This is a genomic window from Promicromonospora umidemergens, from assembly GCF_024171995.1.
Taxonomy (GTDB): Bacteria; Actinomycetota; Actinomycetes; order Actinomycetales; family Cellulomonadaceae; genus Promicromonospora; species Promicromonospora umidemergens.
The window spans coordinates 318,490-341,160 of sequence record NZ_JAMTCT010000002.1; the positions used below are offsets into that span (position 1 = coordinate 318,490).

Annotated in this window: 15 protein-coding genes, 2 pseudogenes and 1 riboswitch; of the genes and pseudogenes, 7 read left to right on the forward strand and 10 right to left on the reverse strand. The window is 73.4% G+C overall.

Annotation, left to right across the window (positions count from 1 at the left end; all coding sequences use genetic code 11):
• The first annotated feature begins 30 nt into the window (after window positions 1-30).
• The gene (gene chrA, locus APR04_RS05040) at window positions 31-1,278 is read left to right on the forward strand and encodes a chromate efflux transporter (protein WP_253868502.1); all 1,248 of its coding nucleotides are present in this window, start codon (window positions 31-33) and stop codon (window positions 1,276-1,278) included.
• A gap of 47 nt (window positions 1,279-1,325) precedes the next feature.
• On the forward strand, window positions 1,326-2,033 hold the full coding sequence (locus tag APR04_RS05045; protein ID WP_253868307.1) for a TetR/AcrR family transcriptional regulator: 708 nt from the start codon (window positions 1,326-1,328) through the stop codon (window positions 2,031-2,033).
• A gap of 225 nt (window positions 2,034-2,258) precedes the next feature.
• On the opposite strand, the gene APR04_RS05050 is transcribed toward APR04_RS05045, so the two are convergent.
• Entirely contained in the window at window positions 2,259-3,155 is an 897-nt protein-coding gene (locus APR04_RS05050; protein ID WP_253868308.1) for an NADP-dependent oxidoreductase, read from the reverse strand.
• A 111-nt stretch (window positions 3,156-3,266) separates the two neighbouring features.
• Here APR04_RS05050 and APR04_RS30365 point away from each other — a divergent pair.
• Window positions 3,267-3,572 (forward strand): annotated as a pseudogene (locus APR04_RS30365) (MarR family winged helix-turn-helix transcriptional regulator); the annotation flags it as partial.
• Window positions 3,573-3,729: 157 nt separating this feature from the next.
• Here the strand turns inward: APR04_RS30365 and APR04_RS05060 are convergent.
• Complete coding sequence (locus APR04_RS05060) at window positions 3,730-4,962, reverse strand: YibE/F family protein (protein WP_253868309.1); 1,233 nt, start codon at window positions 4,960-4,962, stop codon at window positions 3,730-3,732.
• Window positions 4,963-5,069: 107 nt separating this feature from the next.
• On the opposite strand from APR04_RS05060, the pseudogene APR04_RS05065 reads away from it, so the two are divergent.
• A pseudogene (locus tag APR04_RS05065) lies at window positions 5,070-5,949 on the forward strand (epimerase).
• Window positions 5,950-5,980: 31 nt separating this feature from the next.
• Here the strand turns inward: APR04_RS05065 and APR04_RS05070 are convergent.
• The 5 genes from APR04_RS05070 to APR04_RS05090 all read right to left on the reverse strand — a co-directional run bounded on the left by APR04_RS05070 (window position 5,981) and on the right by APR04_RS05090 (window position 10,363).
• Window positions 5,981-6,814, reverse strand: coding sequence for an HAD family hydrolase (locus APR04_RS05070; protein ID WP_253868310.1), 834 nt, complete (start codon window positions 6,812-6,814; stop codon window positions 5,981-5,983).
• A 126-nt stretch (window positions 6,815-6,940) separates the two neighbouring features.
• Complete coding sequence (locus APR04_RS05075) at window positions 6,941-7,729, reverse strand: MerR family transcriptional regulator (RefSeq protein WP_253868311.1); 789 nt, start codon at window positions 7,727-7,729, stop codon at window positions 6,941-6,943.
• Between the two features lie 47 nt (window positions 7,730-7,776).
• The gene (locus APR04_RS05080) at window positions 7,777-8,568 is read right to left on the reverse strand and encodes an ABC transporter permease (RefSeq protein ID WP_253868312.1); all 792 of its coding nucleotides are present in this window, start codon (window positions 8,566-8,568) and stop codon (window positions 7,777-7,779) included.
• Window positions 8,565-9,401 (reverse strand): ABC transporter ATP-binding protein, encoded by an 837-nt coding sequence (locus APR04_RS05085; RefSeq protein ID WP_253868313.1) that lies wholly within the window; start codon window positions 9,399-9,401, stop codon window positions 8,565-8,567. Before APR04_RS05085 ends, APR04_RS05080 begins: the two co-directional genes overlap by 4 nt.
• A gap of 86 nt (window positions 9,402-9,487) precedes the next feature.
• Entirely contained in the window at window positions 9,488-10,363 is an 876-nt protein-coding gene (locus tag APR04_RS05090) for a M15 family metallopeptidase (RefSeq protein WP_253868314.1), read from the reverse strand.
• A gap of 146 nt (window positions 10,364-10,509) precedes the next feature.
• On the opposite strand from APR04_RS05090, the gene APR04_RS05095 reads away from it, so the two are divergent.
• The 3 genes from APR04_RS05095 (at window position 10,510) to metE (ending at window position 15,232) form a co-directional block, all read left to right on the forward strand.
• Window positions 10,510-10,980 (forward strand): GNAT family N-acetyltransferase, encoded by a 471-nt coding sequence (locus APR04_RS05095; RefSeq protein ID WP_253868315.1) that lies wholly within the window; start codon window positions 10,510-10,512, stop codon window positions 10,978-10,980.
• 228 nt (window positions 10,981-11,208) lie between these two features.
• Window positions 11,209-12,372, forward strand: coding sequence for a Cmx/CmrA family chloramphenicol efflux MFS transporter (locus APR04_RS05100; protein WP_253868316.1), 1,164 nt, complete (start codon window positions 11,209-11,211; stop codon window positions 12,370-12,372).
• A 260-nt stretch (window positions 12,373-12,632) separates the two neighbouring features.
• Window positions 12,633-12,734, forward strand: a riboswitch (SAM riboswitch).
• Window positions 12,735-12,742: 8 nt separating this feature from the next.
• Window positions 12,743-15,232, forward strand: coding sequence for a 5-methyltetrahydropteroyltriglutamate--homocysteine S-methyltransferase (metE, locus tag APR04_RS05105; RefSeq protein ID WP_253868317.1), 2,490 nt, complete (start codon window positions 12,743-12,745; stop codon window positions 15,230-15,232).
• A gap of 110 nt (window positions 15,233-15,342) precedes the next feature.
• Here the strand turns inward: metE and APR04_RS05110 are convergent, their stop codons facing one another.
• From APR04_RS05110 to APR04_RS05120, 3 genes are all read right to left on the reverse strand, one after another.
• On the reverse strand, window positions 15,343-16,917 hold the full coding sequence (locus APR04_RS05110; protein WP_253868318.1) for a ricin-type beta-trefoil lectin domain protein: 1,575 nt from the start codon (window positions 16,915-16,917) through the stop codon (window positions 15,343-15,345).
• A gap of 277 nt (window positions 16,918-17,194) precedes the next feature.
• Window positions 17,195-21,601, reverse strand: coding sequence for a GH92 family glycosyl hydrolase (locus tag APR04_RS05115; protein ID WP_253868319.1), 4,407 nt, complete (start codon window positions 21,599-21,601; stop codon window positions 17,195-17,197).
• 65 nt (window positions 21,602-21,666) lie between these two features.
• Window positions 21,667-22,671: a LacI family DNA-binding transcriptional regulator gene (locus tag APR04_RS05120; protein WP_253868320.1), complete on the reverse strand. Its 1,005-nt coding sequence runs from the start codon at window positions 22,669-22,671 to the stop codon at window positions 21,667-21,669.

The window sequence follows — 22,671 nt, forward strand, 5'->3', positions numbered from 1 at the left end:
CGTCCGGGTGTGAACTCTGAAGGCTCCGGCATGTCGACGTCCGGCTCCCCCGCCCCGACCGTCTCGGGCGGCGGAACGGCCCGCGAGGTGTTCGTCGTGTTCCTGCGCCTCGGGCTGACGTCGTTCGGCGGGCCGGTGGCGCACCTCGGCTATTTCCGCGACGCGTTCGTGGTGCGCCGCCGGTGGCTCGGCGACCGCGCGTACGCCGACCTGGTGGCGCTCTGCCAGTTCCTGCCCGGACCGGCGTCGAGCCAGGTGGGTATGGCGATCGGGCTGAGACGGGCGGGCATCGGTGGGCTGCTGGCCGCCTGGGCAGGGTTCACGCTGCCCTCCGCTGTGCTGCTGGTCGTGTTCGCGTACGGGGTCACGACGTTCGGAGGCGACGCAGGGGCGGGATGGATCGGCGGCCTCAAGGCGGCAGCGGTCGCCGTCGTCGCGCACGCCGTGCTCGGGATGGCCAGGACCCTCGCTCCGGACGCTCGCCGCGCGACCATCGTGGGGGCCGCCGCGATCGCGACGCTGCTCGCGCCGTCGGTCCTGGGGCTGCCGGTCGTGCTGAGCCAGGTCGGCGTGATCGTGCTGTCGGGTGCCGCCGGGCTCCTGTGGCTCGCCGCCCCGCCCGACGACGGCGACGACGAGCCGTTCCCCGTGCCCGTCCGGCGCTCGGTCGCGGTGGCCTGCCTCGCGGTGTTCGGTGCGCTGCTCGTCGCCCTGCCCCTGCTGGCGGCCGCCTGGGACGGCGGCGTGACCCGGCTCGTCGACATCTTCTATCGCGCCGGGGCGCTCGTCTTCGGCGGCGGCCACGTGGTGCTGCCCCTGCTGCAGGCGGAGCTGGTGCCGTCCGGCCTGGTGGGGCACGACCAGTTCCTCGCCGGCTACGGCGCTGCGCAGGCCGTGCCCGGCCCGCTGTTCACGTTCGCGGCGTACCTGGGCGCTGTCACCACGTCCGGGCCGACGGGGATCGCCGGTGCGGCGATCGCGCTCCTGGCGATCTTCGTGCCCTCGGCCCTGCTCGTCGTGGGCGGGCTGCCGTTCTGGGAGCGGCTGCGCAGCGCACCGCGCGCCCGGCGCGCCCTCACCGGTGTGAACGCGGGAGTGGTCGGGCTGCTCGCCGCCGCGCTCTACGACCCGGTGCTCACCCAGGGCGTCCTGGCCGCGAGCGAGCCGCTGGTCGCGCTGGCGCTCGCCATAGCGGCGTTCGTCGCGCTGGCGAAGTGGTCGGCGCCGCCGTGGGCGGTGGTGATGGCGGCGGGGCTGCTCGGCTGGGCGGTGCTCTGAGGCACCCGGAGGCGCGCCGGTCCCGAGACACGGCCTAGGCTCGCGCCATGCCAGTCGATGACGACACCCGGCCCCCGACCCGACGCGAACGGCTCCGACGGCAGACGGTCGACGAGATCGTCCAGGAAGCCCTCCGGCTCGTCGACGCCGGCGGTGCGCACGGACTGTCGCTCGCCTCGGTGGGCAAGGCGATGGGCCTGACGCCGCCCGCGCTGTACCACTACTTCGCGTCCCGCGAGGCGCTGCTCGACGCCCTGGTCCTGGCCGGGTACACCGACCTCGGCACCGCGGTCGAGGCCGCGGCCCGCGCGGCGGCGGACCGTCCGGCCCCTGAGCGGCTGTCCGCCATCGCGCACGCCTGGCGGCGCTGGGCGCTGGACCACCCGCGCCGGTACTCGATGCTCTTCACCGGCAGCCGACGCGAGACGGTGGACCCGCTGGAGAGCGTCAGCACGATCAGCCAGAGCATGCTCGCCCTGGTCACGACACTCCAGGAGGTCGCGGCCGACGCCGGGGCGTGGACCGGGCCCGCCGTGAGCTCGGTGCTCGACGAGGACCTGTGCCGGTGGGGTGCGTCCCTCGGCCTCCCGACGGCGGCCGCGCCGTCGCTCCGGCTCGCCCTGTCCACCTGGTACCGCGTCCACGGGCTCGTGTCCCTGGAGATCGTGGGCGCCTTCGACACGATGGGGCTCGACGGAGAGCGCTTGCTGACCGCCGAGATCGAGAGCCTGGTCGGCGAGGCCGCTCGACCCTGAGCCGCAGTCCGGGCCGCCTACCCGGGGCCTGGGGGCAAGGTAGACCCGTCGGCGGGGTGCCAGGTTTCCTGGCATACGTTCACCTCAGCCACGCCTGGTTCACGCATGCTGAACAGTTCGGCACAGCCCGCATCGGCGGGGCGGAGGCGAACGCAGGTCAGCCCAGCCGGCACCCACCGATCGAGTGTGCCCTGCCCTGCCCTGCCCGCCCCGCCCCGCCGATGCTCACGGCACCAGCACCACCTTGCCGCCCGCATGACCGTCGTCGACCAGGCCCTGCGCCCGCCCGGCCTCCTCCAGCGGCAGCACCTTCGCGACCGGCACCGACACCTCGCCACGCGCCACCAGGCCGATGATCTCGGCCAGCACCTCGGCCGAGTGCTCGGACCGCTCGGTGAACTCGACGCCCAGCGTGAAGGCCGCCGGGTCGGCGAGGGTCAGCACGCGTTCGGTGCCGCCCCGCAGCTCGATGCTGTCCGGCAGGACGCCGCTGCCCGCGGTGTCGAGCACGGCGTCGATCGCGGGCACGAGCGCCCGGATCCGGTCCACGAGCCCTTCGCCGTACGTCGTGGGGGTCGCCCCGTAGGACGCGACCCGCTCCTGGTTGGCCGGGGAGGCCGTGCCGATCACGTGCACGCCGGACGCGACCGCGAGCTGGGTCACGAGCCCGCCGACCCCGCCGCTGGCGCCGTGCACCAGCAGGGTCTCCCCCGGTTCGAGGCCGAGGATGCGCAGTGCGCGCCGGGACGTCTCGCTCACCACGGGCAGTGCAGCGGCCTGCGTCGCGTCGAGCGTGTCGGGAACCGGCGCCCACACGTCGAGGACCGCGAGCTCCGCCGCGCCGCGACCTGCCGGGCCGGTGACCCGGTCCCCGAGGGTGACGCCGGCGACGTCGGCCCCCACCTGGTCCACGATCCCCGCGACCTCCAGGCCGGGCACGCCGGGGAGCGGTGTGCGGAACACGGCCTCCATGGCGCCCGAGCGAACCTTCCCGTCGAACGCGTTGACGCCGACGGCCTCGACCCGGACCCGGACCTGGCCGGGACCCGCCTCCGGCTCCGGGACCTCGCCGAGGTGCAGGACCTCCGGGCCACCGAACTGGTCGAAAACTACTGCTCGCATCGTGCTTCCTCTCCTCGCACCGGTTTTGCTGTTCGAGACAGGTAACCGTCCCGGACGGCTCGGCTATTCCCGACCAGGTCACCCGACGTGACGAGTTCTATGATGAGCCGCATGGCATCTGCCTCGGACAGTGAGTCGAACCCGTTCGTCACCGGGCCGCTCAGCCTTGCGGTGTTCTCGCTCGCGCGAGCGCACCGGGCGCTCGCCGCGGACCTGCTGCGCCCCCTCGGGCTGCACCCCGGCCAGGAGCTGCTGCTCATGTTCCTGTGGGAGCACGGGCCGCAACGGCAGACGGACCTGGCAGAGCACGTCGCCACGGACTCGGCGTCGATGACGCGGACGGTCCAGCGGCTCGAGCGGGCCGGGTTCGTGCGCCGACGGCCCAGCCCGGACGACCGGCGGGTCACCCTCGTGGAGCCCACACCCGCCAGCCGGGCGCTCCAGCCGCGCGTCGCCGGGATCTGGGCACGGCTCGAGCAGGCGACGGCGGGCGGCCTGAGCCGGTCCGAGCGGGAGGACGCGACGACGCTCCTGCGCGCGCTCGAACAGAACGTGGGCATCACCGCCGCACCCGCTACGACGCCGGTGCCTCGGAAGCCTCCCGGACCGCCCACGCCTCGGACACGGGCGCCATCACCTCCGGGTCGGAGGCCGGCTCGTACGCCGGCGAGACCGCCCCCGGCTCCACCGGCCCCGGGACGGTGAGCGTCGCGATCGCGGTGGTGACCGGGATGGCGAGCACGAGCCCGATCGACCCGACGAGCGTGCGCACCACCTCCTCGGCGATCCCGCCGGAGCTCAGGGCGGTGGCCGGCGACTGGTCCACGAGCCAGACCATCATCAGCAGCGGCAGGGTGGCACCGACGTAGGCGAACGCGATCGTGTAGACGGTCGACGCGATGTGGTCGCGCCCGATGCGCATGGCCCGCGTGAACAGCTCGGTCCGCGACGCCGCCGGGGCGACGCCGCGCAGCTCCCACACGGCCGACGCCTGGGTGATCGTCACGTCGTTCAGCACGCCCATGCCCGCCAGGATGATGCCGCACAGCGCGATCCCGCGCAGGTCCGCCGCCGGCGCGCTGGACGGCAGGAACGCCGAGGCCTCCGCGGTGGTGCCGGTGATCTGCGCCGCCCCGGAGGCCCAGGTGGCGAGCAGCGCGGTCAGCACGAGGCCGACCAGCGTGCCGAGCAGCGCCGTCGACGTACGGGCCGACAGGCCGTGCGCCAGGTACAACGTCACGAACATCACCAGGGACGACGTCACCAGGGCCACACCGATCGCGGACTCCCCCGCCAGCAGCGCGGGCATGGTGAAGCCCAGGAGCACGACGAACGCCGTGCCGAGCCCTGCCATGGCCGCCAGCCCGCGCCAGCGCGCGACCAGCAGCACGACGGCGGCATAGACGAGGGCCAGCAGCGCGATCGGCAGCTCGCGCTGGTAGTCCATGAACACGAGCGGGTCGACGCCGGCCTGCGAGACCTGGGAGATGTCGACGGCGGTGATCCGGTCGCCGTCGCTCAGGGGTACCGACGGGCCGGGCGCCTGCATCTGGGAGGCCTCTCCGCTCGGCAGCTCGACCGGGACGCTGCCGGTGACCAGGTCTGCGGGGCCCGTGACGGTGACATCGACGAACGACGTGCCCTCGGCCTTGGCCGGCACCCGGTCGGGCACGTCGCCGGCGTCCGGCCACAGCAGCCACACGCCGACCAGGGTCAGGAGCAGCGCGGAGACCAGGGTGACGACCAGAAGGAATGTCGTGCGTGGCGTGGCCGGGCCGGCCGTGCCGTGCGAGTGAACGTACGCCATCCGCACATCCTGGCTCAACGACGCGGCAGCGGCGCGGCGAGCGGCGACCCGGCGTTCAGCAACCCGACGAACCACCAGAAGACGGGCTCGGCCATAGGCTCCCCACCATGACGAATCAGCGGCGGGCTGTCGTGGCGGGCTGGAACGGCTTCATCGGACGGGCGCTGGTGCACGACCTCGCGGCGCGCGGGTACGACGTCGTGCGGGTCGGGCGCACCGGTCCCGACGTCCGGTGGGCCGACGGCGACGCCGCGCTCGCGCGCGTGGTCGACGGCGCCGACCTGCTGGTCAACCTCGCGGGCAAGAGCGTCGGCTGCCGGTACACCGACGCGAACCGCGACGAGATCCTGCGCTCCCGTACCGACACGACGCGCGCCCTGCACGGAGCGGTCGCCGCGGCGTCGGCTCCTCCGCGCCTGTGGCTCAACGCGAGCACCGCCACGATCTACCGGTACGCGACGGACCGGCCCCAGACGGAGGCCGACGGCGAGCTCGGTACCGGCTTCTCCGTCGACGTGGCCCGCAGCTGGGAGCGCGAGCTCTTCGCGGGCGACCTGCCCGGCACGCGGCGGGTCGCGCTGCGCATGGCGATCGTGCTCGGCGGACCGGCGTCCGACATGCTGGCGCGCATCGCCCGGCTGGGGGTGGGCGGACCGCAGCTGGACGGCTGGTGGTTCCAGCACCGGCGCGATCCGGTTCATCGACGAGACGGACACTCTCTCCGGGCCGGTCAACCTCTCGGCACCGAACCCGAGCGACAACCGCACGCTCATGGCAGGGCTGCGCCGTGCGGTGCGGATGCCGGTCGGCCTGCCGGCGCCGCGGTGGCTGCTGGAGCCTGCCCTCTGGGTGCTGCGCAACGAGGCAGAGCTCGTGCTCAAGAGCCGGTGGGTGCTGCCCGAACGGCTCACGGCCGCCGGCTACACGTTCCGCCGGCCGGAGCTGGTGCCCGCGCTCGTGGACGCGGTGCGCAGGCAGCCGCGCTGAGCCACGTTCGGCGCGGCTCAGGCGGCTCGGCTCACGCGGCCGGCAGCAGGAGCGCGTCGAAGAGCGCCTCGGCGGCGCCGTCCTCGTCCACGGTCCCCGTGACGCGAGCGGCGACGGCGCGGACCGCCTCGGGAGCGTGGCCCATCGCGATCGGCACGGCGGCCCACGCCAACATCTCGAGATCGTTCTCCCCGTGACCGACGGCGACGGTCCGGGACGACGCGACCCCCAGCTCGACGCGGATGCTCTCGAGCGCGGTCGCCTTGGTAGTGCCGGGGGCCGTGACGTCGACCCAGTCCACGCGGGCCGGGATCGCGGTGACGCCCGACTCGCGCAACGCCGGGGTGAGCCGCTGGGCCCACTGCCCGTGGACCACGACGCGGGGTGTCGGCCGGACCCAGAGTCCGTCGACCGTGCGGACCACCTCCTCGTGCCCGCTGAGCTGGCGCTCGGGAAAGCGCCGGGTGACGCGGTATCCGGTCCCGACCACCTCGGCGGCGAGCCGCAGGTCCGGTCGCGTCCTGGCGACGAGCCGGCACACGGGCTCCGCGTCCAGCGGGACCACCTGGGCGATGGAGTAGCCGTCCGGCCGCAGCCGCGCGGTCACCGCGCCGTTCGCAGCGACCACCCAGCCGTCACGGACGCCGAGCTGCCGCGCCGCCTGCACGGCGCTCGACAGGGACCGGCCCGTGGCGACCACCAGGTGGTGTCCTGCGGCGCGAACCGCCGCTATGGCGTCGAGGACGGCCGGCGAGGGCCGGCGCCCGGCACGGGCGAGCGTCCCCTCCACGTCGCAGGCGACGAGAGCGGGTGTGGACATGGGCGCGTCCGACAGTGCTGCGGCCCCTGAGGTGGTCGCGGTCACGATATTCCCCTGGTGATAGGCGATATAGCGCATCCTGCCGCAAACTGGGACATTTTGAAACTCTTGCCCAGGTCAGGCTGCAGATCCTCGCGTCGCCGACCCGCGAGACCGAGCGAACCGCCCTGCCTACGGCACGATCCGCTGCTGCTCGGTCCAGCCGGACCACCCACGCTCCTCGAGCAGCGCCTCCAGGCGGCGGCCCGCGGGGATGGAGTCGAGGGCGAGCGAGTCGAACAGCTCGACGATCCCTGCCTCCGGACGGCGCACCGTCCCGCTCGGCGAGTCGCCCGCCGAGCCGTTGGCCCAGTCGGCGTGCAGATCGAGCAGCGCCGCCACCTTGTCGGCCAGGCCGTTCAGCCTCGCGTCGTCGGGCGCCCAGTCGATCGCCTCGCTGATCGACCGGAGGACGTCGACGAACTCCGGGTCGTCGAGCAGGCGGCCCTTCTGCGCCATCGCCTCGGCCACCTCCTCCGGCGACAGCACGGCGAGGGTGAGGATCCAGCTGTCCCGCTCGATCTGCACGACCCGCTCGGGAACGCCGAGCTCACGCCATCGGTCGAGATAGGCAGCGCCCTCAGGGGGCAGGGCCAGGCTGTTGCCGGCGGCGAGCCTCGCGATGCGCTCCCGGTGCCGCTCCCGTTCCGCGATCTCCTTCCGGAGCCTGGCGTCGATCTCGGCGACGGCCGCCGTGAACTCCTTCTCGTCGGCGTGCAGGAGCTCCTGCACCCGCGCGAGGGGCACGCCGGCGTCGGCAAGGACCCTGATCCGGATGAGCTCCACGACGGCCTGCGCGCCGTACCGCCGGTAGCCCGAGTGGTCACGCTCGGGCTCGGGCAGCAGCCCCTCGGCGTGATAGTGCCGTACGGCGCGCGCCGTCACCCCCGCGTAGGACGCGAGCTGGCCGATAGTCAGCATGGCTGAAGTCTCCTCCCTCGTCCTGCCTGGTTCCCCGCCCGCTCGGTCTAGCGCACCGGCACCCTCGCGAACTGGCGCCGGGCCCACAGGTACCCCGTCACACCGATCACCGTGCACCAGCCGACGGCGATCCAGCCCTCGTGGCCCACCGGTGTGCCGGCGGTCAGTGCCCGGAGCGTCTCGATGATCGGCGTGAACGGCTGGTGCTCGGCGAAGTGCCGCAGCCCGGCCGGCATCTGCTCCGTCGGTACGAAGCCGCTGCTCACGAACGGCAGCACCATCAGGACCAGCGGGGTGTTGCTCGCCGTCTCGATGCTGCCGGCGGCCAGGCCCATGGCGACCGTCAGCCACGTGAACGAGAACGCGAGCAGCAGCACCAGCCCGGCGGCGCCGAGCCAGCCGACGAACCCTGCGTCGGACCGGAACCCGAGCAGCAGCGCGAAGACGATCATCACCGAGAGGGCGAGGAGGGTCCGCGTCACCGCGCCGAGCACGTGCCCGGTCAGCACCGACACCCTGGCGATGTCCATGGTCCGGAACCGGGCGAACATCCCGCCGGTCCGGTCGATGGCGACCGACACGGCGGTTCCGTTCGCCACGCTGGCCACGGTCATGATCCAGATGCCGGGGACGAGGTAGGTGAGGTAGTCGGCCCGGGTACCGCCGCCGTCGACGGGGAGGCCAGCGCCGAGCGTGCCGCCGAACACGTACACGAACATCAGCAGGAACACGATCGGGACGGCGAGCAGCATGAGCGCGAGCGACGGGTAGCGGCTGAGGTGCCGCAGGTTGCGGCGGAGCATGGTCATCGAGTCGCGGACGACGTAGGTGGTGCTCATCGTGCGGTCACCTCCTGGGTGGCCTCGGGGCGTGCGTCGGGTGTCGCGGATAGCGGCGCGTGGCCGGTGAGCGCCAAGAACACGTCGTCCAGGTTGGTGCTGTCGCCGGGGACCCGCGCCTTGAGCTCTGCCGGGGTCCCCTCGGCGACGAGCCTCCCGGCGTCGAGCACGCCCACCCGGTCGGCCAGGGCGTCCGCCTCCTCCAGGTACTGGGTCGTCAGGAGCACGGTGACGCCGTCGGCCACCTGCTCCCGGACCACCTGCCAGACCTCGCGGCGGCTGCGGGGGTCGAGCCCGGTGGTCGGCTCGTCGAGGAAGATGAGGCGCGGCCGGGTGATGAGGGTCATCGCGAGGTCCAGCCTGCGCTGCATCCCGCCGGACCAGGTCAGGGCGCGACGGTCCGCGGCGTCCGCCAGGTCGAACCGCTCGAGCAGCCCCGCGACGTCCCGGGCGGCGGTGGCCCGGTCGAGGTGCGTGAGGTCGGCCATGAGCCGCAGGTTCTCCCGGCCGGTGAGGAACAGGTCGATCGCCGAGAACTGCCCGGTGACACCGATCGTCGACCGGATCCGGGCCGGCTCGCGCCGCACGTCGTGGCCCGCGACGCGCAGCTCGCCCGCGTCGGCCGTCAGCAGCGTCGACAGGATGTTGACCAGGGTGGTCTTGCCCGCGCCGTTCGGGCCGAGCAGCGCGTAGACGGAGCCGGCGGGGACGGCCAGGTCGACGCCGTCGAGCACCTGGTGGTCGCCGAAGGACTTGCGCAGCCCGACGATCTCGATCGCCGCGTGCACCGGGCCTGCCGGTGGGACGGGGGGTGAGGTCTCTGCCGTTGTCATGACCGCAGCGTGCAGGGTTGACGCTGCGACAAGGTCAAGCCCGCAGGACGCGGTCCGCGCTGAGGATCATCACGGATCAGCACGGATCAGCGGGCATAGCCCCCGCCCGGCACGTCGAAGACCTCCTCCAGGGTGGTGCGGCCGGTGTCGCGCAGGTGCGCGGCGAGCTCCCGGCCCACCCAGCGCAGGTGCCAGCTCTCGGGGCCGTAGCCGGTGACGGTGCTGTTCCCGGGCGCGTACCGCACGAGGAAGCCGTGCTCGACAGCGTGCTCTGCCACCCAGCGGCCCTCGACCGTCGCGACGAAGCACCCCTCGAAGTCGCACTCGGGCCGGGTGGAGCTGCCCACGTCCACCGCGATCCCCGTCTGGTGCTCGCTGTGCCCCGGGCGGGCCGACACGGCGTCCGCCTGCTCGTCCCCGAGCCGGGCCACCCACCCGTCGTAGACCGCCGCCTGCTTGGGGTACGCGCGGTAGGCGCTGCGCAGGGTCAGGTGCACCCCGTCGGCGTCGGCGGCGTCGAGCAGCGCGGTGAGGTCGGGGGCGGCATCGGGCCGCACGAGGTAGCCGCGCACGACGGTGAGCTCCGGCTCGTAGTCGATCGGGTCGAGCGGCGTGCGCTTGTTGACGACCACCCAGGGGCTCGCCGGGTCGGACGCCGAGTGCTTCGTCAGGTCGAGGCCCGCGGCTGGACCGGCGGCGCGGTCACCCACGGGGCCGACGACTTCGCTGGGGACCGGGCTGGGAACAGGGCTGGGGACCGGGCTGGGCGGTCCGGCCTTCTGCGGCGCCACGGCAGTGGTGCGCGGCTCCGGCACTGCCAGGCCGACGCCGTCGGCCGCCTGCGTCGTCCCGGCGGCGCAACCGGTCACGACCAGCGTCGCGGCGAGGACGGCGCCCGCCCGGGCCGCAGCTCCCGCCGGGACGGGACCGATGGGGCGGGCGCGGACGAAGAGGGCGGTCACACCAGCGTCGGTGTGCACCACCCGACGCGCGATGACAGCAGCTGGCTGTGACGTGGACCACATCCGGCACCGCTGGCCCGGCCGGGCGGGCGCCGAGTGCCAGACGAAGGGCTCCGAGCGCAGCGCACCGCGGGTAGGCTCCCGGCGTGCTCAGCCCTGCCACCGCCGACGACCTCGACGACCTGGCGACATTCCTCCGCACCGCGGACCTGACGGTCGCCGCACTGGCGGAACCCGCGGTACGCCTGTGGCTCGAGCGCGACGACGCCGGCGCCGTGCGCACGACCACCGGGTTCGAGCTCGGCGCGAGCGGCGAGCACGCGCTGGTCCGGAGCGTCGCCGTCCGCCCGGACCTGCGCGGTGCGGGCGACGGCCTGCGCCTGGCACGCTTCGCCCTGGACCGGGCCGCCGACGCCGGGGCGCGCCAGGCCTGGCTGTTCTCCCGCCGGTCGGGCGGCTTCTGGCAGAAGCTCGGCTTCGCCCGGACGACGACGGACGCCCTCGCCACCGCGCTGCCCGACGCCCACCAGGTGCTCCTGTTCCGCTCGACCGGACAGCTCGACCGCGAGGTCGCGTGGCAGCGACCGCTGCCGGCGTCTGATAATTTCGCCGCATGAGGTCTCCAGAAGCATCCAGGTTCGGGCTGCCGGTACTCCGGTAGCCCGAGATGCCCCTGTAGAGACCGTCTGTAGAGACGCGTCTGTAGAGACCGCCGAGGTACGACCTCGCCCGCCCGCTCCCCCGTGACTCCTGTCCCGGTGAGCCGGTGGTGTCCGTGCGCATCCGAAGGGCCCCGTAGTGCCGCTCCGGCCTACCCGTTCCCCTCTTTCCCTCCGGAGTCGCTCATGCCTGTCCTGCTCTACGTGCTCGCCGTCGCGGTCTTCGCGCAAGGCACGTCGGAATTCGTCCTCGCCGGGCTCGTGCCCGGCATCTCCACCGATCTCGGCATCGCCCTCGCCCAGGCCGGCTACCTGACCTCGGGCTTCGCGGTCGGCATGGTCGTCGGCGCACCGCTGGCGGCAGTGCTCGGGCGCCGTCTGCCACCGCGGTGGACCCTGTCGGCGTGCCTGCTGATCTTCGTCGCCGCGCACGTGGTCGGCGCCCTCGCCGACCAGTACGCCGTCCTGCTCGGCACCCGGTTCGTGGCCGCCGTGGCCAACGCAGGGTTCCTCGCGGTCGCCCTGTCGACCGTCACGACCATCGTCCCGCCGAGCAGGCAGGGCCGGGCGCTCGCCGCGATCCTCAGCGGCACGACGCTCGCCCTGGTCGCCGGGGTCCCCGCCGGCGCCCTCCTCGGTGAGGTCTGGGGCTGGCGCTCGGCACTCTGGGCGCTCGCCGGGGTGTCGGCGCTCGCGCTGGTCGCCGTCGCCACGCTGACGCCCGGGCGGACCGGCCCGAACGAGCCGCACGCCCGGGTCGATCTCCGGGTCGAGCTCCGCACGCTCCGGTCACCCGACCTGCTGCGCCAGCTCGTGATGGGTGTGCTGGTCAACGGCGCGACCTTCTGCGCGTTCACGTTCCTCGCGCCCCTCGTCACGGACGGCGCCGGGCTCGACCCCACGCTGGTACCGGTGGTCCTGGCGCTGTTCGGGCTGGGCGCCTTCGCCGGCGTCTCGGCCGCGGGCCGCCTCGCGGGGACGCACGGGCACCTCGTGCTCGGCATCGGCACGCCGGTCCTCGTGGCGGGCTGGGCGCTGTGGGCGGCGCTCGCGTCGAGCGCGCCGGCCGTGTGGGTGCTCGCGCCGGTGCAGGGCGCGCTCTCGTTCGCCGTCGGCGGCATGCTCATCGCCCGCAGCATGGCGGCGGCCCACGGCGCCCCGACCATGGGCGGGGCGTACTCCACGGTCGCGCTGAACCTTGGCGCCCTGGCCGGCCCGGTGCTCGGCGGCCTGGCGATCGGCCCGCTCGGGACCGGCGGCCCGCCGGCGGTCAGCGCAGCCCTGGCCGGTGCCGCCGTCGCGCTCCGGTTCGCGGCGGGCCGACGCCGGGCGTCCGCTCCCATGGGCTGACCGGGTCGGGACGCCGGACCTGACCATGTACCTGCTGCCAGGACAGCGCCCGGACCGGCAGCAGGTGCATGGTCGTCCTCAGGCCTCCAGGCTGCGGGCCAGCAGCCGGAGCGCCGACTCCGAGCCCGATTCGCGACCGGTTGTGTGCTGTGCGCTGCGCGCTTGGCACACTTTTCTTAGCCACATCCGGTCGGGCAGCCTGCGCGTCCGAGGCGTGGACGATTTTCCGACCACATCGCGGGCATGAATACGATCCAGGCTCATCATCCAGAGCGGTCGAGAGTCCTGGCTCAACGACACCGCAGCAACCTGCCTCCGGAGCGCAAAGCCGGGCAAGGTGCTAACGCCAGGTCCGATGGAGCTGATACGCATGGCAGTTGAGTCCACGCCACTTTCCCCCGCCACGATCCTTGGCTACCCCCGCATCGGCCGACGCCGCGAGCTCAAGCGCGCCGTCGAGGCGTCCTGGGCCGGACGCACCACCACCGACGAGCTGGAGACGACGGCCCGCGACCTGCGGCTGGCCACCGCACGGCACCTCGTCGACCTGGGCCTGGACGCGGAGACGGCCGCGGTCCCCGGCTCGTTCTCGTTCTACGACCAGGTGCTCGACGCCGTCGCCCTGCTGGGCGCGGTGCCCGAACGGTTCCGTGATCTGGTCTCGACAGGCTCGACAGGCTCGACAGGCTCGACAGGCTCGACAGGCTCGGCCAGCGCAGGCGCGCTCTCCCTGGAGGGCTACTTCACGCTGGCCCGGGGCGAGGGCGACAAGCCGCCGCTCGAGATGACCAAGTGGTTCGACACGAACTACCACTACCTGGTCCCGGAGATCGGGCCGGACACCCCCATCGGGTTCGTGGACGACCGCGTGGTGCGCGAGTTCAGCGAGCTCGCCCACCCGGCGGACGGCGGCCAGGCCGTCGTGACCCGCCCCGTGCTCGTCGGCCCGGTGACGTTCCTGCTGCTCAGCAAGGCAGAATCTTCTGCCGCGGCTCTGCGGGGCTCGCACGCTCACTCCTCAGCCGCGGGTGACGAGGCGCCCGACGGGTTCGACCCGCTGGACCGGCTCGACGACGTCGTCGCCGCGTACGCCGACCTGCTGCGCGCCCTGGCCGCCGCTGGTGCACCCTGGGTGCAGCTCGACGAGCCCGCGCTGGTCACCGACCTGCTCGACGTCCCCTTCTCCGACGTGGCCGACGCCGTCCGCCGGGCCTACTCGCGGCTCGCGACCGACCTCTCCCCCGTGCCGGGCCGCGACAGCACGGACGGCCCGGCGGAACGACCGGCGATCCTGGTGACCGCGCCCTACGGCGACCTGCGCAGCGACGCAGGCGACGGGCTCGCCCTCCTGGCCGGGACCGACGTCGAAGCGCTGGCGATCGACCTCGTCAAGGGCACCGTCCCTGCCGGGCCGGTGGCCGGCCTGGAGACCAAGACCCTGGTCGCGGGCGTGATCGACGGGCACAACATCTGGCGTGCCGACCTCGATGCCCGCCTGACCACGCTGGAAGGCCTGTCCGCGCTGGGGGCCGGGGCGGTCGCCGTCGGCACCTCGACGTCGCTGCTGCACGTGCCGCACGACGTCGGCGACGAGCCCCGGCTCGACCCGGACCTGAAGTCGTGGCTCGCGTTCGCCGACCAGAAGATCGCCGAGGTCGTGACGCTGGCGACCGGCCTGGCCGAGGGGCGGACGGCGGTCGCCGCCGCGCTCGCCGGGTCCACGGCCGCTGTCCGGTCACGCGCCGACGCGCCCGGCGTCGTCGTACCGGAGGTACGGGACCGGACGGCGGCCCTGACCCCCGCCGACGTCGAGCGCGCGCCATACGCGGAGCGTGCCGCAGCCCAGCAGGCCCGGCTCGACCTGCCGCCGCTGCCGACCACCACCATCGGCTCGTTCCCGCAGACCGCGGAGATCCGCCGCACCCGGGCTTCCTGGGTGCGCGGCGAGCTGTCGGACGCCGAGTACACGACCGCCATGCGCGCCGAGATCGCGAGCACCGTCGCGCTCCAGGAGGAGCTGGGCCTGGACGTGCTGGTGCACGGCGAGCCCGAGCGCAACGACATGGTGCAGTACTTCGCCGAGCAGCTCGACGGGTTCGTGACGACCGTGCACGGCTGGGTGCAGTCGTACGGCTCGCGCTGCGTGCGGCCGCCGATCCTGTGGGGCGACGTGTCCCGGCCCGCGCCGCTGACCGTTGAGTGGGCCGCGTACGCGGCGTCGCTCACCAGCAAGCCCGTCAAGGGCATGCTGACGGGGCCGGTCACGATCCTGGCGTGGTCGTTCGTGCGCGACGACCTGCCGCTCGGCGAGACCGCCGACCAGGTCGCCCTCGCCCTCCGGGACGAGGTGACGGACCTGGAGGAGGCAGGTATCGGCGTCGTGCAGGTGGACGAGCCCGCGCTGCGTGAGCTGCTGCCCCTGCGCCGGTCCGCGCACGCGGACTACCTCGACTGGTCGGTGCGCTCGTTCCGGCTCTCCACCGCCGGGGCGGGCACCGCCACGCAGGTGCACACGCACCTGTGCTACTCGGAGTTCGGGCAGGTCATCGGCGCGATCGACGGCCTCGACGCCGACGTGACGTCCGTGGAGGCCGCGCGGTCCCGCATGGAGATCGTGCCCGAGCTCGCCGACGCCGGGTACGGACGCGGCATCGGGCCGGGTGTCTACGACATCCACAGCCCGCGGGTGCCGTCCGTCGCGGAGGTGACCGAGCTCGTGACGCTCGCGGCCAAGTCGATCGACCCGCGGCTGGTCTGGGTGAACCCGGACTGCGGCCTGAAGACCCGCAGCTACGCGGAGACGAAGGAGTCGCTCCGCAACCTGGTGACGGCGACGCGATCGGTCCGCGCCACCCTCTGACGACCGGCTGGTGGCCCTGCACTTCGAGGCCTAAGTTTCTTCGCTTTGCGACGTCCCAAAGCGAAGAAACTTAGGTCTCGAAGATGAGTCGCGTTCAGCCAGCCAAAGGGTCAGCCCACGCGCCACTTCTGGGCCGACGTGCCGTTGCAGGTCCAGATCTGCAGCTGCGTACCGTTCGCGCTGTTGCTGTTCGGCACGTCCACGCACTTGTTGGCGAGGATCGAGACGAGGTCTCCCGCCCCGCTCAGCGTGAACTGCTGGGCCGCGTTGCCGCTGCAGTTCGCGAGCTGCACGGCCGTACCGTCGGCCGTGTTGGCCCAGGCGATGTCCATGCACTTGCCCCCGGCCCGCAGCGTGCCGTCCGCGTGGAAGGTCCACCGCTGCGCGGCGCTGCCGTTGCACGTCCAGAGCTGCAGACGCTTGCCGTCCGAGAAGTCGGCGTTCGGCACGTCGATGCACTTGCCCGCGAGCCCGACCAGCGCCTGCCCACCGCCGCCACCGCCGCTGGTGGTCAGCTGCAGCCCGTAGGTGCTCAGGATCGGGTTGAGCGGCTGGTAGATGAACCGGCCGTTCGAGGAGCAGTCGCCGATCCGGCCCGACGTCACGCCCTGCGCCTGGTTGCCCGAGATGACCGAGCCGCCGGAGTCGCCGCCCTCCGCGCACGCGGAGCCCGTCGCCATGCCGGGGATGTCGCCGTTGCCGTAGTTGATGGTGACGTTCTTCTCCTGGATGTTGCCGCAGCGCCAGCCCGTCGTGCGGCCCGAGCGGCACACCGTCGCGCCGATGCCCTGCTCTGCGGAGCCGGCGACCGTCGCGGTGCCGCCCGCGTAGTTGTTCACCGTCGGAGTGGGCGTCCAGTTGCTGTTCGTCGCCACCCACGCCCAGTCGTGACCAGGGAAGACCGACGCCCGGTAGGTGCCGAGCGCCGCGCCGTCCGACGCGGTGACCGGGTTGCCCGCAGCGCCGCAGTGCCCGGCGGTGACGAACCCGCCCTGCACGGCGAAGCCGATCGAGCACAGCGTGACGAACCCGTCGCCGGTCGGCCGGCGGAACTCGTCGCCGCCGCGGATGTCGCGCGCGATCTCGGGCGCGACCTTCGACCGCTCGACCCGCACGACGTCGGCCGGCAGGTCCGCCTCGGCGATCATGGCCTTCGCCGCGCCGACGTCGGCCGCCTCGACGACCACCTCGTTGGTGGTCGGGTCCGCGTACCAGGAGTGCACCGAGTCGGGAGCGCCCACCTCGTCGAGGGCCTCCTTCCAGACGGTGAGGTCCTCGAGGCCGTGCTCGACGACGACGGCGTCGGCGCCAGCGCGTTCGGCCACCTTGGCCGCCGCGGTGCTGGTGACGGCGACGCGCGGGGCGTCGGCGCCCTGGGGCAGCCAGGTGCCCGCGTACGCCTCGCCGAGCGCCGCGGTGAGGTGCGCCTCGATCAGCGCCGCGTCGGCGTCGAGGGCGAGCCGGTCCGGGATCTCCGCCCGGGTGAGGCCGAGGTCGCGCTCCATCGCGCGGATCTGGGCGTCGGGCAGCTCGTCGGGCTGCTGGGCGGCGGGCCGGGCGGCGGCCGGCGCCTGCGGGGGCGGCGCTGCCCCCGCGACACCGGCACCGGTGAACGCCGTGCCGACCACGAACGCGGCGGCTGACAGCGCTATCAAGGGACGGGACGTTCTCAGGGATCGTGACATGGTGTGCTCCTCGTCAGGCCTGGGGAACCTCGTGTGTGCCTGGGAGCGTATTGACGCCACGCCGCCGCCAGAACGGCTGGGAGCGCGCTGTGTGGAAACTACGTAAACCAGCGCGTACTACCCCCTACCCCCGCACCGGCCGTCCACGCATTTCACCCGCTCTCACGAAGGTCCGCCCCGAGCAAGGACCTGGGCCTGGTTCCGGGGGTGGAACCAGGCCCAGGTCCTTGCTCGAGGCGGACCTTCACGGCGGCTCGGCCGCTCAGCCCCGGGCGGGTCAGCCGCAGGCGCCCGCCTCGTACGGGACCGTGAGCGTCTCGGTCGCCCGCTCGCCGTCGATGGTCACCTCGACGACGGCGGTCACCGCACCGGTGCCGACGTCGGCCGAGCCCGCCTCGAACGTCACGTCGCCGGAACCGCGCAGCGTCTCGGTCCCGAAGTCGGACGTCACCGTGACCGACGTGCTCGCGCCCTTGGCGGTCGGGCCGTCGGCCTGCACCCGCAGCGCGGCGTCGCCGTCGGTGCAGACCGGGACGGCCCACACCGTGATGCCCGAGGCCGCGTCCTGCGCCTCGGCCGCCGCCCGGGTCGCCGCCCGGGTCTCGGCGTCGGCGCCCTGACCGGCAGCCCCGTCAGCGGGACCGAGCGGCAGCTCGTCGGCGCCCGCACCCTGGTCGGCGAGCAGCTCGAGCTCCGCCAGCGACAGGTCGCCCTCGCCCGCCGCCTCCTCGACGACGATCCGTAGCCGTTCGAACGGTCGCGGGTCGTCGACCTGGAACGGCCGCGTCTGCAGCGCCCACCGGAACTCCTGGCCGGCTCGTTCGTCGAGCACGGTCCAGCTCTCGCCGTCGTCGGACCCCTCCAGCCGCCAGGCCGACGGCGCGGCCGTGCCCGCGGCGCCCGAGGTGAGCGTGTACGTGCCGACCGTCGCCCCAGAATCAGAATCAGAACCGGAGCCGGAACCAGGGCTGGAGCCCGACCCCGAACCGTCCCACGTGATGGTCGGCGTCCGGTCGCCGAACGTGGTGCGCGACGCCGACGTGTTGTCGGTCAGCGCAGCCGGCTCGGTGCCGTCATCCACCGTGACCGTCCCCGTCCCGGTGGTGTCCCGGGCCGGGCTCGGCGGCTCGTCACCCTCGGTGAGCGACGGCGGCGCGTCGTCCTCCCCCGTGCCCCAGCTCGACGGCTCCGCGCCCATCACGAAGTCCAGCCGGGCGCCGCCCGACAGGTCAGCCTGGGACAGCGACGTCGACGTCCGCTTCTTGCCGTCGACCCGCAAGGACTGCACGTAGACGTTCTCCACGGAGTTGTTCCGCGCGTTGATCACGAGGTCGCCGTCGGGCAGGTGCACCGTCGCCTGGTCGAACAGCGGCGAGCCGATCGCGTACTGGTCGGAGCCGACCTGCATCGGGTAGAAGCCGAGCGCGGCGAAGATCCACCACGACGACATCTCGCCGTTGTCCTCGTCGCCCGGGTAGCCCTGGCCGATCTCGCTGCCCACGAACAGGCGCCGCGTGACCTCCCGGACGATCTCCTGGGTCTTGTGCGGCGCGCCGGCGGCGCCGTACAGCCACGGGATGTGGTGGGAGACCTGGTTGCTCATGCCCCACTGGCCCAGCCGGATGTCCCGCGCCTCGCGCATCTCGTGGATGACGCCGCCGTAGCCGCCGGTGTGCGTGGCGTCCTCCGGCGTGGCGAAGAAGGTGTCGAGCTTGGCCTCCAGCCCGTCCTGGCCGCCGTACAGGTTGGCGAGGCCGTTCGGGTCCTGCGGCGCGTGGAACGAGAAGTTCCAGCCGCTGGTCTCGGTGTAGCCGCCGCCCCAGGTGCGCGGGTCGTACTCGTCCGGCGAGCTGAGGAACTCGCCGTCGGCGTGCCGCGGCTGGAAGAAGTCGATCGCCGGGTCGAACAGCGCGCCGTAGTGCGTCGTCCGCTCCAGGAAGTAGGCCGACTCCTCACGCAGCGCCTCGCGGCGCTCGTCGGGCGTGCCCGGGTCCTCGGCCAGGGCGGCGGCCATGTTGCCGATGCCGAAGTCGTTGATCAGGCCTTCCAGGCCCCACGACACAGACTCGTGCGTGCTCTCCGGCGTGAAGCCGAGGAACGGCGAGGACTCGAGGCCCTTGCGGCCCACCGCGTCGTTCGGCGGGGAGACCGTGCCGTTCTTCAGCGCGGCGTCGTACGCGTCGAGCGCCTTGTCGACCGGCAGCGAGCCCTTGAGGTAGGCGTCCGCGAACGCGACGTCGGACGACGTGCCCGTCATCAGGTCGGCGTAGCCCGGCGAGGACCAGCGGGCCACCCAGCCGCCGTCGCGGTACTGCTGCACGAACCCGTCGACCAGCTCGGCGGCGACGTCCGGGTACAGCAGGGAGTACGCCGGCCAGGCCGTGCGGTAGGTGTCCCAGAACCCGTTGTTCACGTAGATCTTGCCGTCGACGACCTGCGCGTTGGTGCGCGTGTCCGTCGCGTCGCCGGTGGGCGCGGTGACGGGGCTCGCGTACCGGTACTCCGGCTTCCGCGCGGTGCCGGTGTTCTCGAACTGCGAGTTCGGGTACAGGTTGAGCCGGTACAGGTTCGAGTAGAGGGTCACCAGCTCGGCCTCGCTGCCGCCCTTCGTCTCGATCACGCCGAGCCGCTCGTTCCACTGCCGCTCGGCGGCGCGCTGCACCGACCTGAACGAGCGGTCGGTGACCTCGAGGTCGAGGTTCGCCCGTGCCTGGTCCAGCCCGATGAACGACGTCGCCACACGCAGCTCGACCGTGCGGTCCCTCCGGGTGTCGAAGGTGGCGTAGCGCGCACCGTCCCGGTCGCCCGCCGCGGCGCCGACGGACGACGGCGCCCGGTCGAACGTGCCCGCCACGTACATGCGGGTCCGGCCGACGGACAGGGAGCTGCCGTTCTCGACCCAGCCGCTCAGCTCGCCGGTGTCCTCGTCGAAGGTGAGCTCCGAGGACCCGAGCACCCGGTCCACGAGCACGTGTCCTGCGTCGCCGGGGGTGTCCCGCGGGAAGCTGAAGCGCAGCACCGCCGCGTGGTCCGTCGGTGCCACCTCGGCCTCGATGCCGCCCGCGAAGGTCACGCCGTAGTAGTCGGGCCGGGCCGTCTCGTCAGCGTGGCTGAACGGGAGGCCGCGCGCGTCGAGCCCGGCGTCGGGCACCCCGGCCCCGGTGGCCGGCTGGAAGGCGAGCTGGTTGCGGTCACCCATCCAGGGGCTCGGCTCGTGCGAGATGCCGATGCCCTGCAGCACCGTGCGGTTCTGGTCGTCGTTCGCCGCCTGGTACTCGTAGAGCCACCGGTCGGTGGAGGCGTTGGTCATCGGCGTCCAGAAGTTGAAGCCGTTCGGCACCGCCGTGGCCGGGACGTTGTTGCCGCGCGAGAACGAGCCGCTCGACAGCGTGCCGCGCCGCGTGTCGACGTAGCCGGTCAGGCTCGACCCGTCGATCCGCTCCGGGCGGGCCTCCAGCGCGACGTCGTCGAGCCAGCCCGCGAACCGGGTGCCCACGCCGTCCTCGTCAGAACCGCCGGCGTCGTTGTCGTAGCCGACGAGCACCTGGTCGATCTTCTTGCCCCGGGCCACCGCGCCGACGTCGACCCGCACGGAGTTCCACTGGTCGGCGTACAGGATCTTGCCGGCGCCCTGGCCGGCCGCCGTGGCGGCGGTCCCGTGGGCGTCGCGCGCGTCGAGGTCCGACAGGTAGGTGCCGTCGGTGAACCTCAGGTCCACCGCGGCGTAGGTGGAGGGGTACTTCAGGTCGCCGAGCAGCTCGGGGAAGATCTTCCAGCTCAGCCGGGTGCCCGGTCGCACGCGGACGTCCACGTCGTCGTACAGGACGTTCGTCGCGTGCGCGGCGCCGTCGCCGAGGTGACCGCCCTCGTAGCGCAGCGACCGCGTGCCGGTGAACCCGACCTCCTTCTTGTTGGTGAAGCTCACCGTCTGGGGCCCCGAGCCCACCGCGGTGACCATCGGCTGCTCGGCGGGCTGCTCGGCCAGGTCCTCCGACAGGTCCCAGTCGGCGAGCTGGGTGCCGTCCGAGCCGTTGTTGCGCGTGATGTCGAGCCGGAAGTGCGAGTACGCCTCCGTGGCGCCGTCCAGCTCGTACACCTGGCGCTGGAACCGCTCGCTGAACTTCTCGCCGCTGCGCTCGTCGAGCGTCTCCCAGGTCTCGCCGTCCGTCGAGCCCTGGAGCGTCCAGGCCTGCGGGTCCCGGTCCGCGAAGTCGTTCGCCGAGGTCAGCGAGTACGCGGTGACGGCGGTCGGCTCGGTCAGCTCGTAGGTGATCGCGCCCGTCCGGGCGAACGTGAGCCACTTGGTGGCCGACGACCAGTCCGTGAGGTTCGCGGCGGCCTCGTTCGGCGGGTTCTCCCCGCTCGCGGTGACGGCGCCGACCTGCTCCAGCACGCTCCCGGGCAGTCCCGGCACGAACTCACCGACGTTGTCCTGCCACGGCGCGCCGTCACGCTCGGCGGGCGTCGACTCGATCGGGGCCGGGTCGTCGTCCTCGAACGAGGTGGCGAAGTCACCCCGGTGGGCCTGGCCCGGGACCGTGCCTTCCGAGGCCGTGCCGCCGGGCACGGTACCGTCCGGGGCCGCGAGCGCGACGCCGGTCGGGAGCACGAGCAGCAGGGCGAGCGCGCCCGACAGGGCGGCGGCCGTCCGCCGGGGTCTGGCCCGGCCGGTGAGTACGGACATGGTGGACTCCCTCGTCGGCCGACAGCGCTGTCGAGAGCCGAACGTAGGTGCAGGCCAGCCCGGTGTCAACGGGGCCGGCGTTCGCCGCTCCCTCGGGGCAGCACCCGGGTCGGCAGCACGACGAGCTCGACCGCCCGGTCGGGTTCGGCGGACCGCGCGACGGCGAGCTCGGCGGCGAGCCGGCCCATCTCCACGGCGTCGTACGCGACGACGGTGATGCCCAGCAGGTCGGCCAGCTCGAAGTCGTCGAAGCCGACCACCGCCACGCCGTCGCCGCCCGGCAGGTCCCGCAGCGCCTGGAGGGTGCCGACGGTCGCCCGGTTGTTCGCGGCGAGCACCGCTGTGGGCGGCTCCGGCGCCGCGAACAGCTCCGCGACCAGCTCCCGCGCGGCGGCGGCGTCGTGCGCGCCGGAGCGCAGCCACCGCTCGGCGTCGGGCACGCCGGCGTCGCGCATCACGTCCAGGAACTCGGCGCTGCGCTCCTGGTACGTCCACAGGTGGGGCTCGTCGCCGACGAACGCGATGCGGCGGTGGCCGTGGGCCAGCAGGTGGCCGACGGCGGCCCGCGTGCCGCCGCGGTTGTCGATGACCACGGTGTCGACGTCGATCCCTGCCGCCGGCCGGTCCACCACGACGACCGTCAACCCGGCGGCGATCTCGGCCCGGAGCGCCGAGTGGTCGGCCCCTGCGGGCGTCACGATGAGCGCCCCGACCCGCCGCTCGAGCAGCTCGCCCGTCAGCGACCCCTCCCGCTCGGGGTCCTCGTCGGACGACGCCGTGAGCAGCTGCAGCCCGTGCTCCCGCAGCTCTCGCTCGATGCCGCTGGCCAGCGCGGAGTAGAACTCGTTGGCCAGGTCCCCTGTGATGAACCCGACCAGCCGCGAGAAGCCCCCGCGCGCGAGGTCGGCGGCCACGGCGTTGCGCCGGAAGCCCAGCGAGGTGGCGGCGTCGAGCACGCGCTCGCGCGTGGCGGCCGCCACGTTGGGCTCGCGGTTGAGCACCCGGGACGCGGTCTTCAGGCTCACCCCCGCTGCCTCGGCGACCACGGCCAGCGTCGGACGACGGATCAT

Coding starts and splice junctions, on each gene's coding strand:
- chrA (WP_253868502.1), top strand. CDS start 31: ATGTCGACGTCCGGCTCCCCCGCCCCGACCGTCTCGGGCGGCGGAACG.
- APR04_RS05045 (WP_253868307.1), top strand. CDS start 1,326: ATGCCAGTCGATGACGACACCCGGCCCCCGACCCGACGCGAACGGCTC.
- APR04_RS05050 (WP_253868308.1), bottom strand. CDS start 3,155: ATGCGAGCAGTAGTTTTCGACCAGTTCGGTGGCCCGGAGGTCCTGCAC.
- APR04_RS05060 (WP_253868309.1), bottom strand. CDS start 4,962: ATGGCGTACGTTCACTCGCACGGCACGGCCGGCCCGGCCACGCCACGC.
- APR04_RS05075 (WP_253868311.1), bottom strand. CDS start 7,729: ATGCTGACTATCGGCCAGCTCGCGTCCTACGCGGGGGTGACGGCGCGC.
- APR04_RS05080 (WP_253868312.1), bottom strand. CDS start 8,568: ATGAGCACCACCTACGTCGTCCGCGACTCGATGACCATGCTCCGCCGC.
- APR04_RS05085 (WP_253868313.1), bottom strand. CDS start 9,401: ATGACAACGGCAGAGACCTCACCCCCCGTCCCACCGGCAGGCCCGGTG.
- APR04_RS05100 (WP_253868316.1), top strand. CDS start 11,209: ATGCCTGTCCTGCTCTACGTGCTCGCCGTCGCGGTCTTCGCGCAAGGC.
- metE (WP_253868317.1), top strand. CDS start 12,743: ATGGCAGTTGAGTCCACGCCACTTTCCCCCGCCACGATCCTTGGCTAC.
- APR04_RS05110 (WP_253868318.1), bottom strand. CDS start 16,917: ATGTCACGATCCCTGAGAACGTCCCGTCCCTTGATAGCGCTGTCAGCC.
- APR04_RS05115 (WP_253868319.1), bottom strand. CDS start 21,601: ATGTCCGTACTCACCGGCCGGGCCAGACCCCGGCGGACGGCCGCCGCC.
- APR04_RS05120 (WP_253868320.1), bottom strand. CDS start 22,671: ATGATCCGTCGTCCGACGCTGGCCGTGGTCGCCGAGGCAGCGGGGGTG.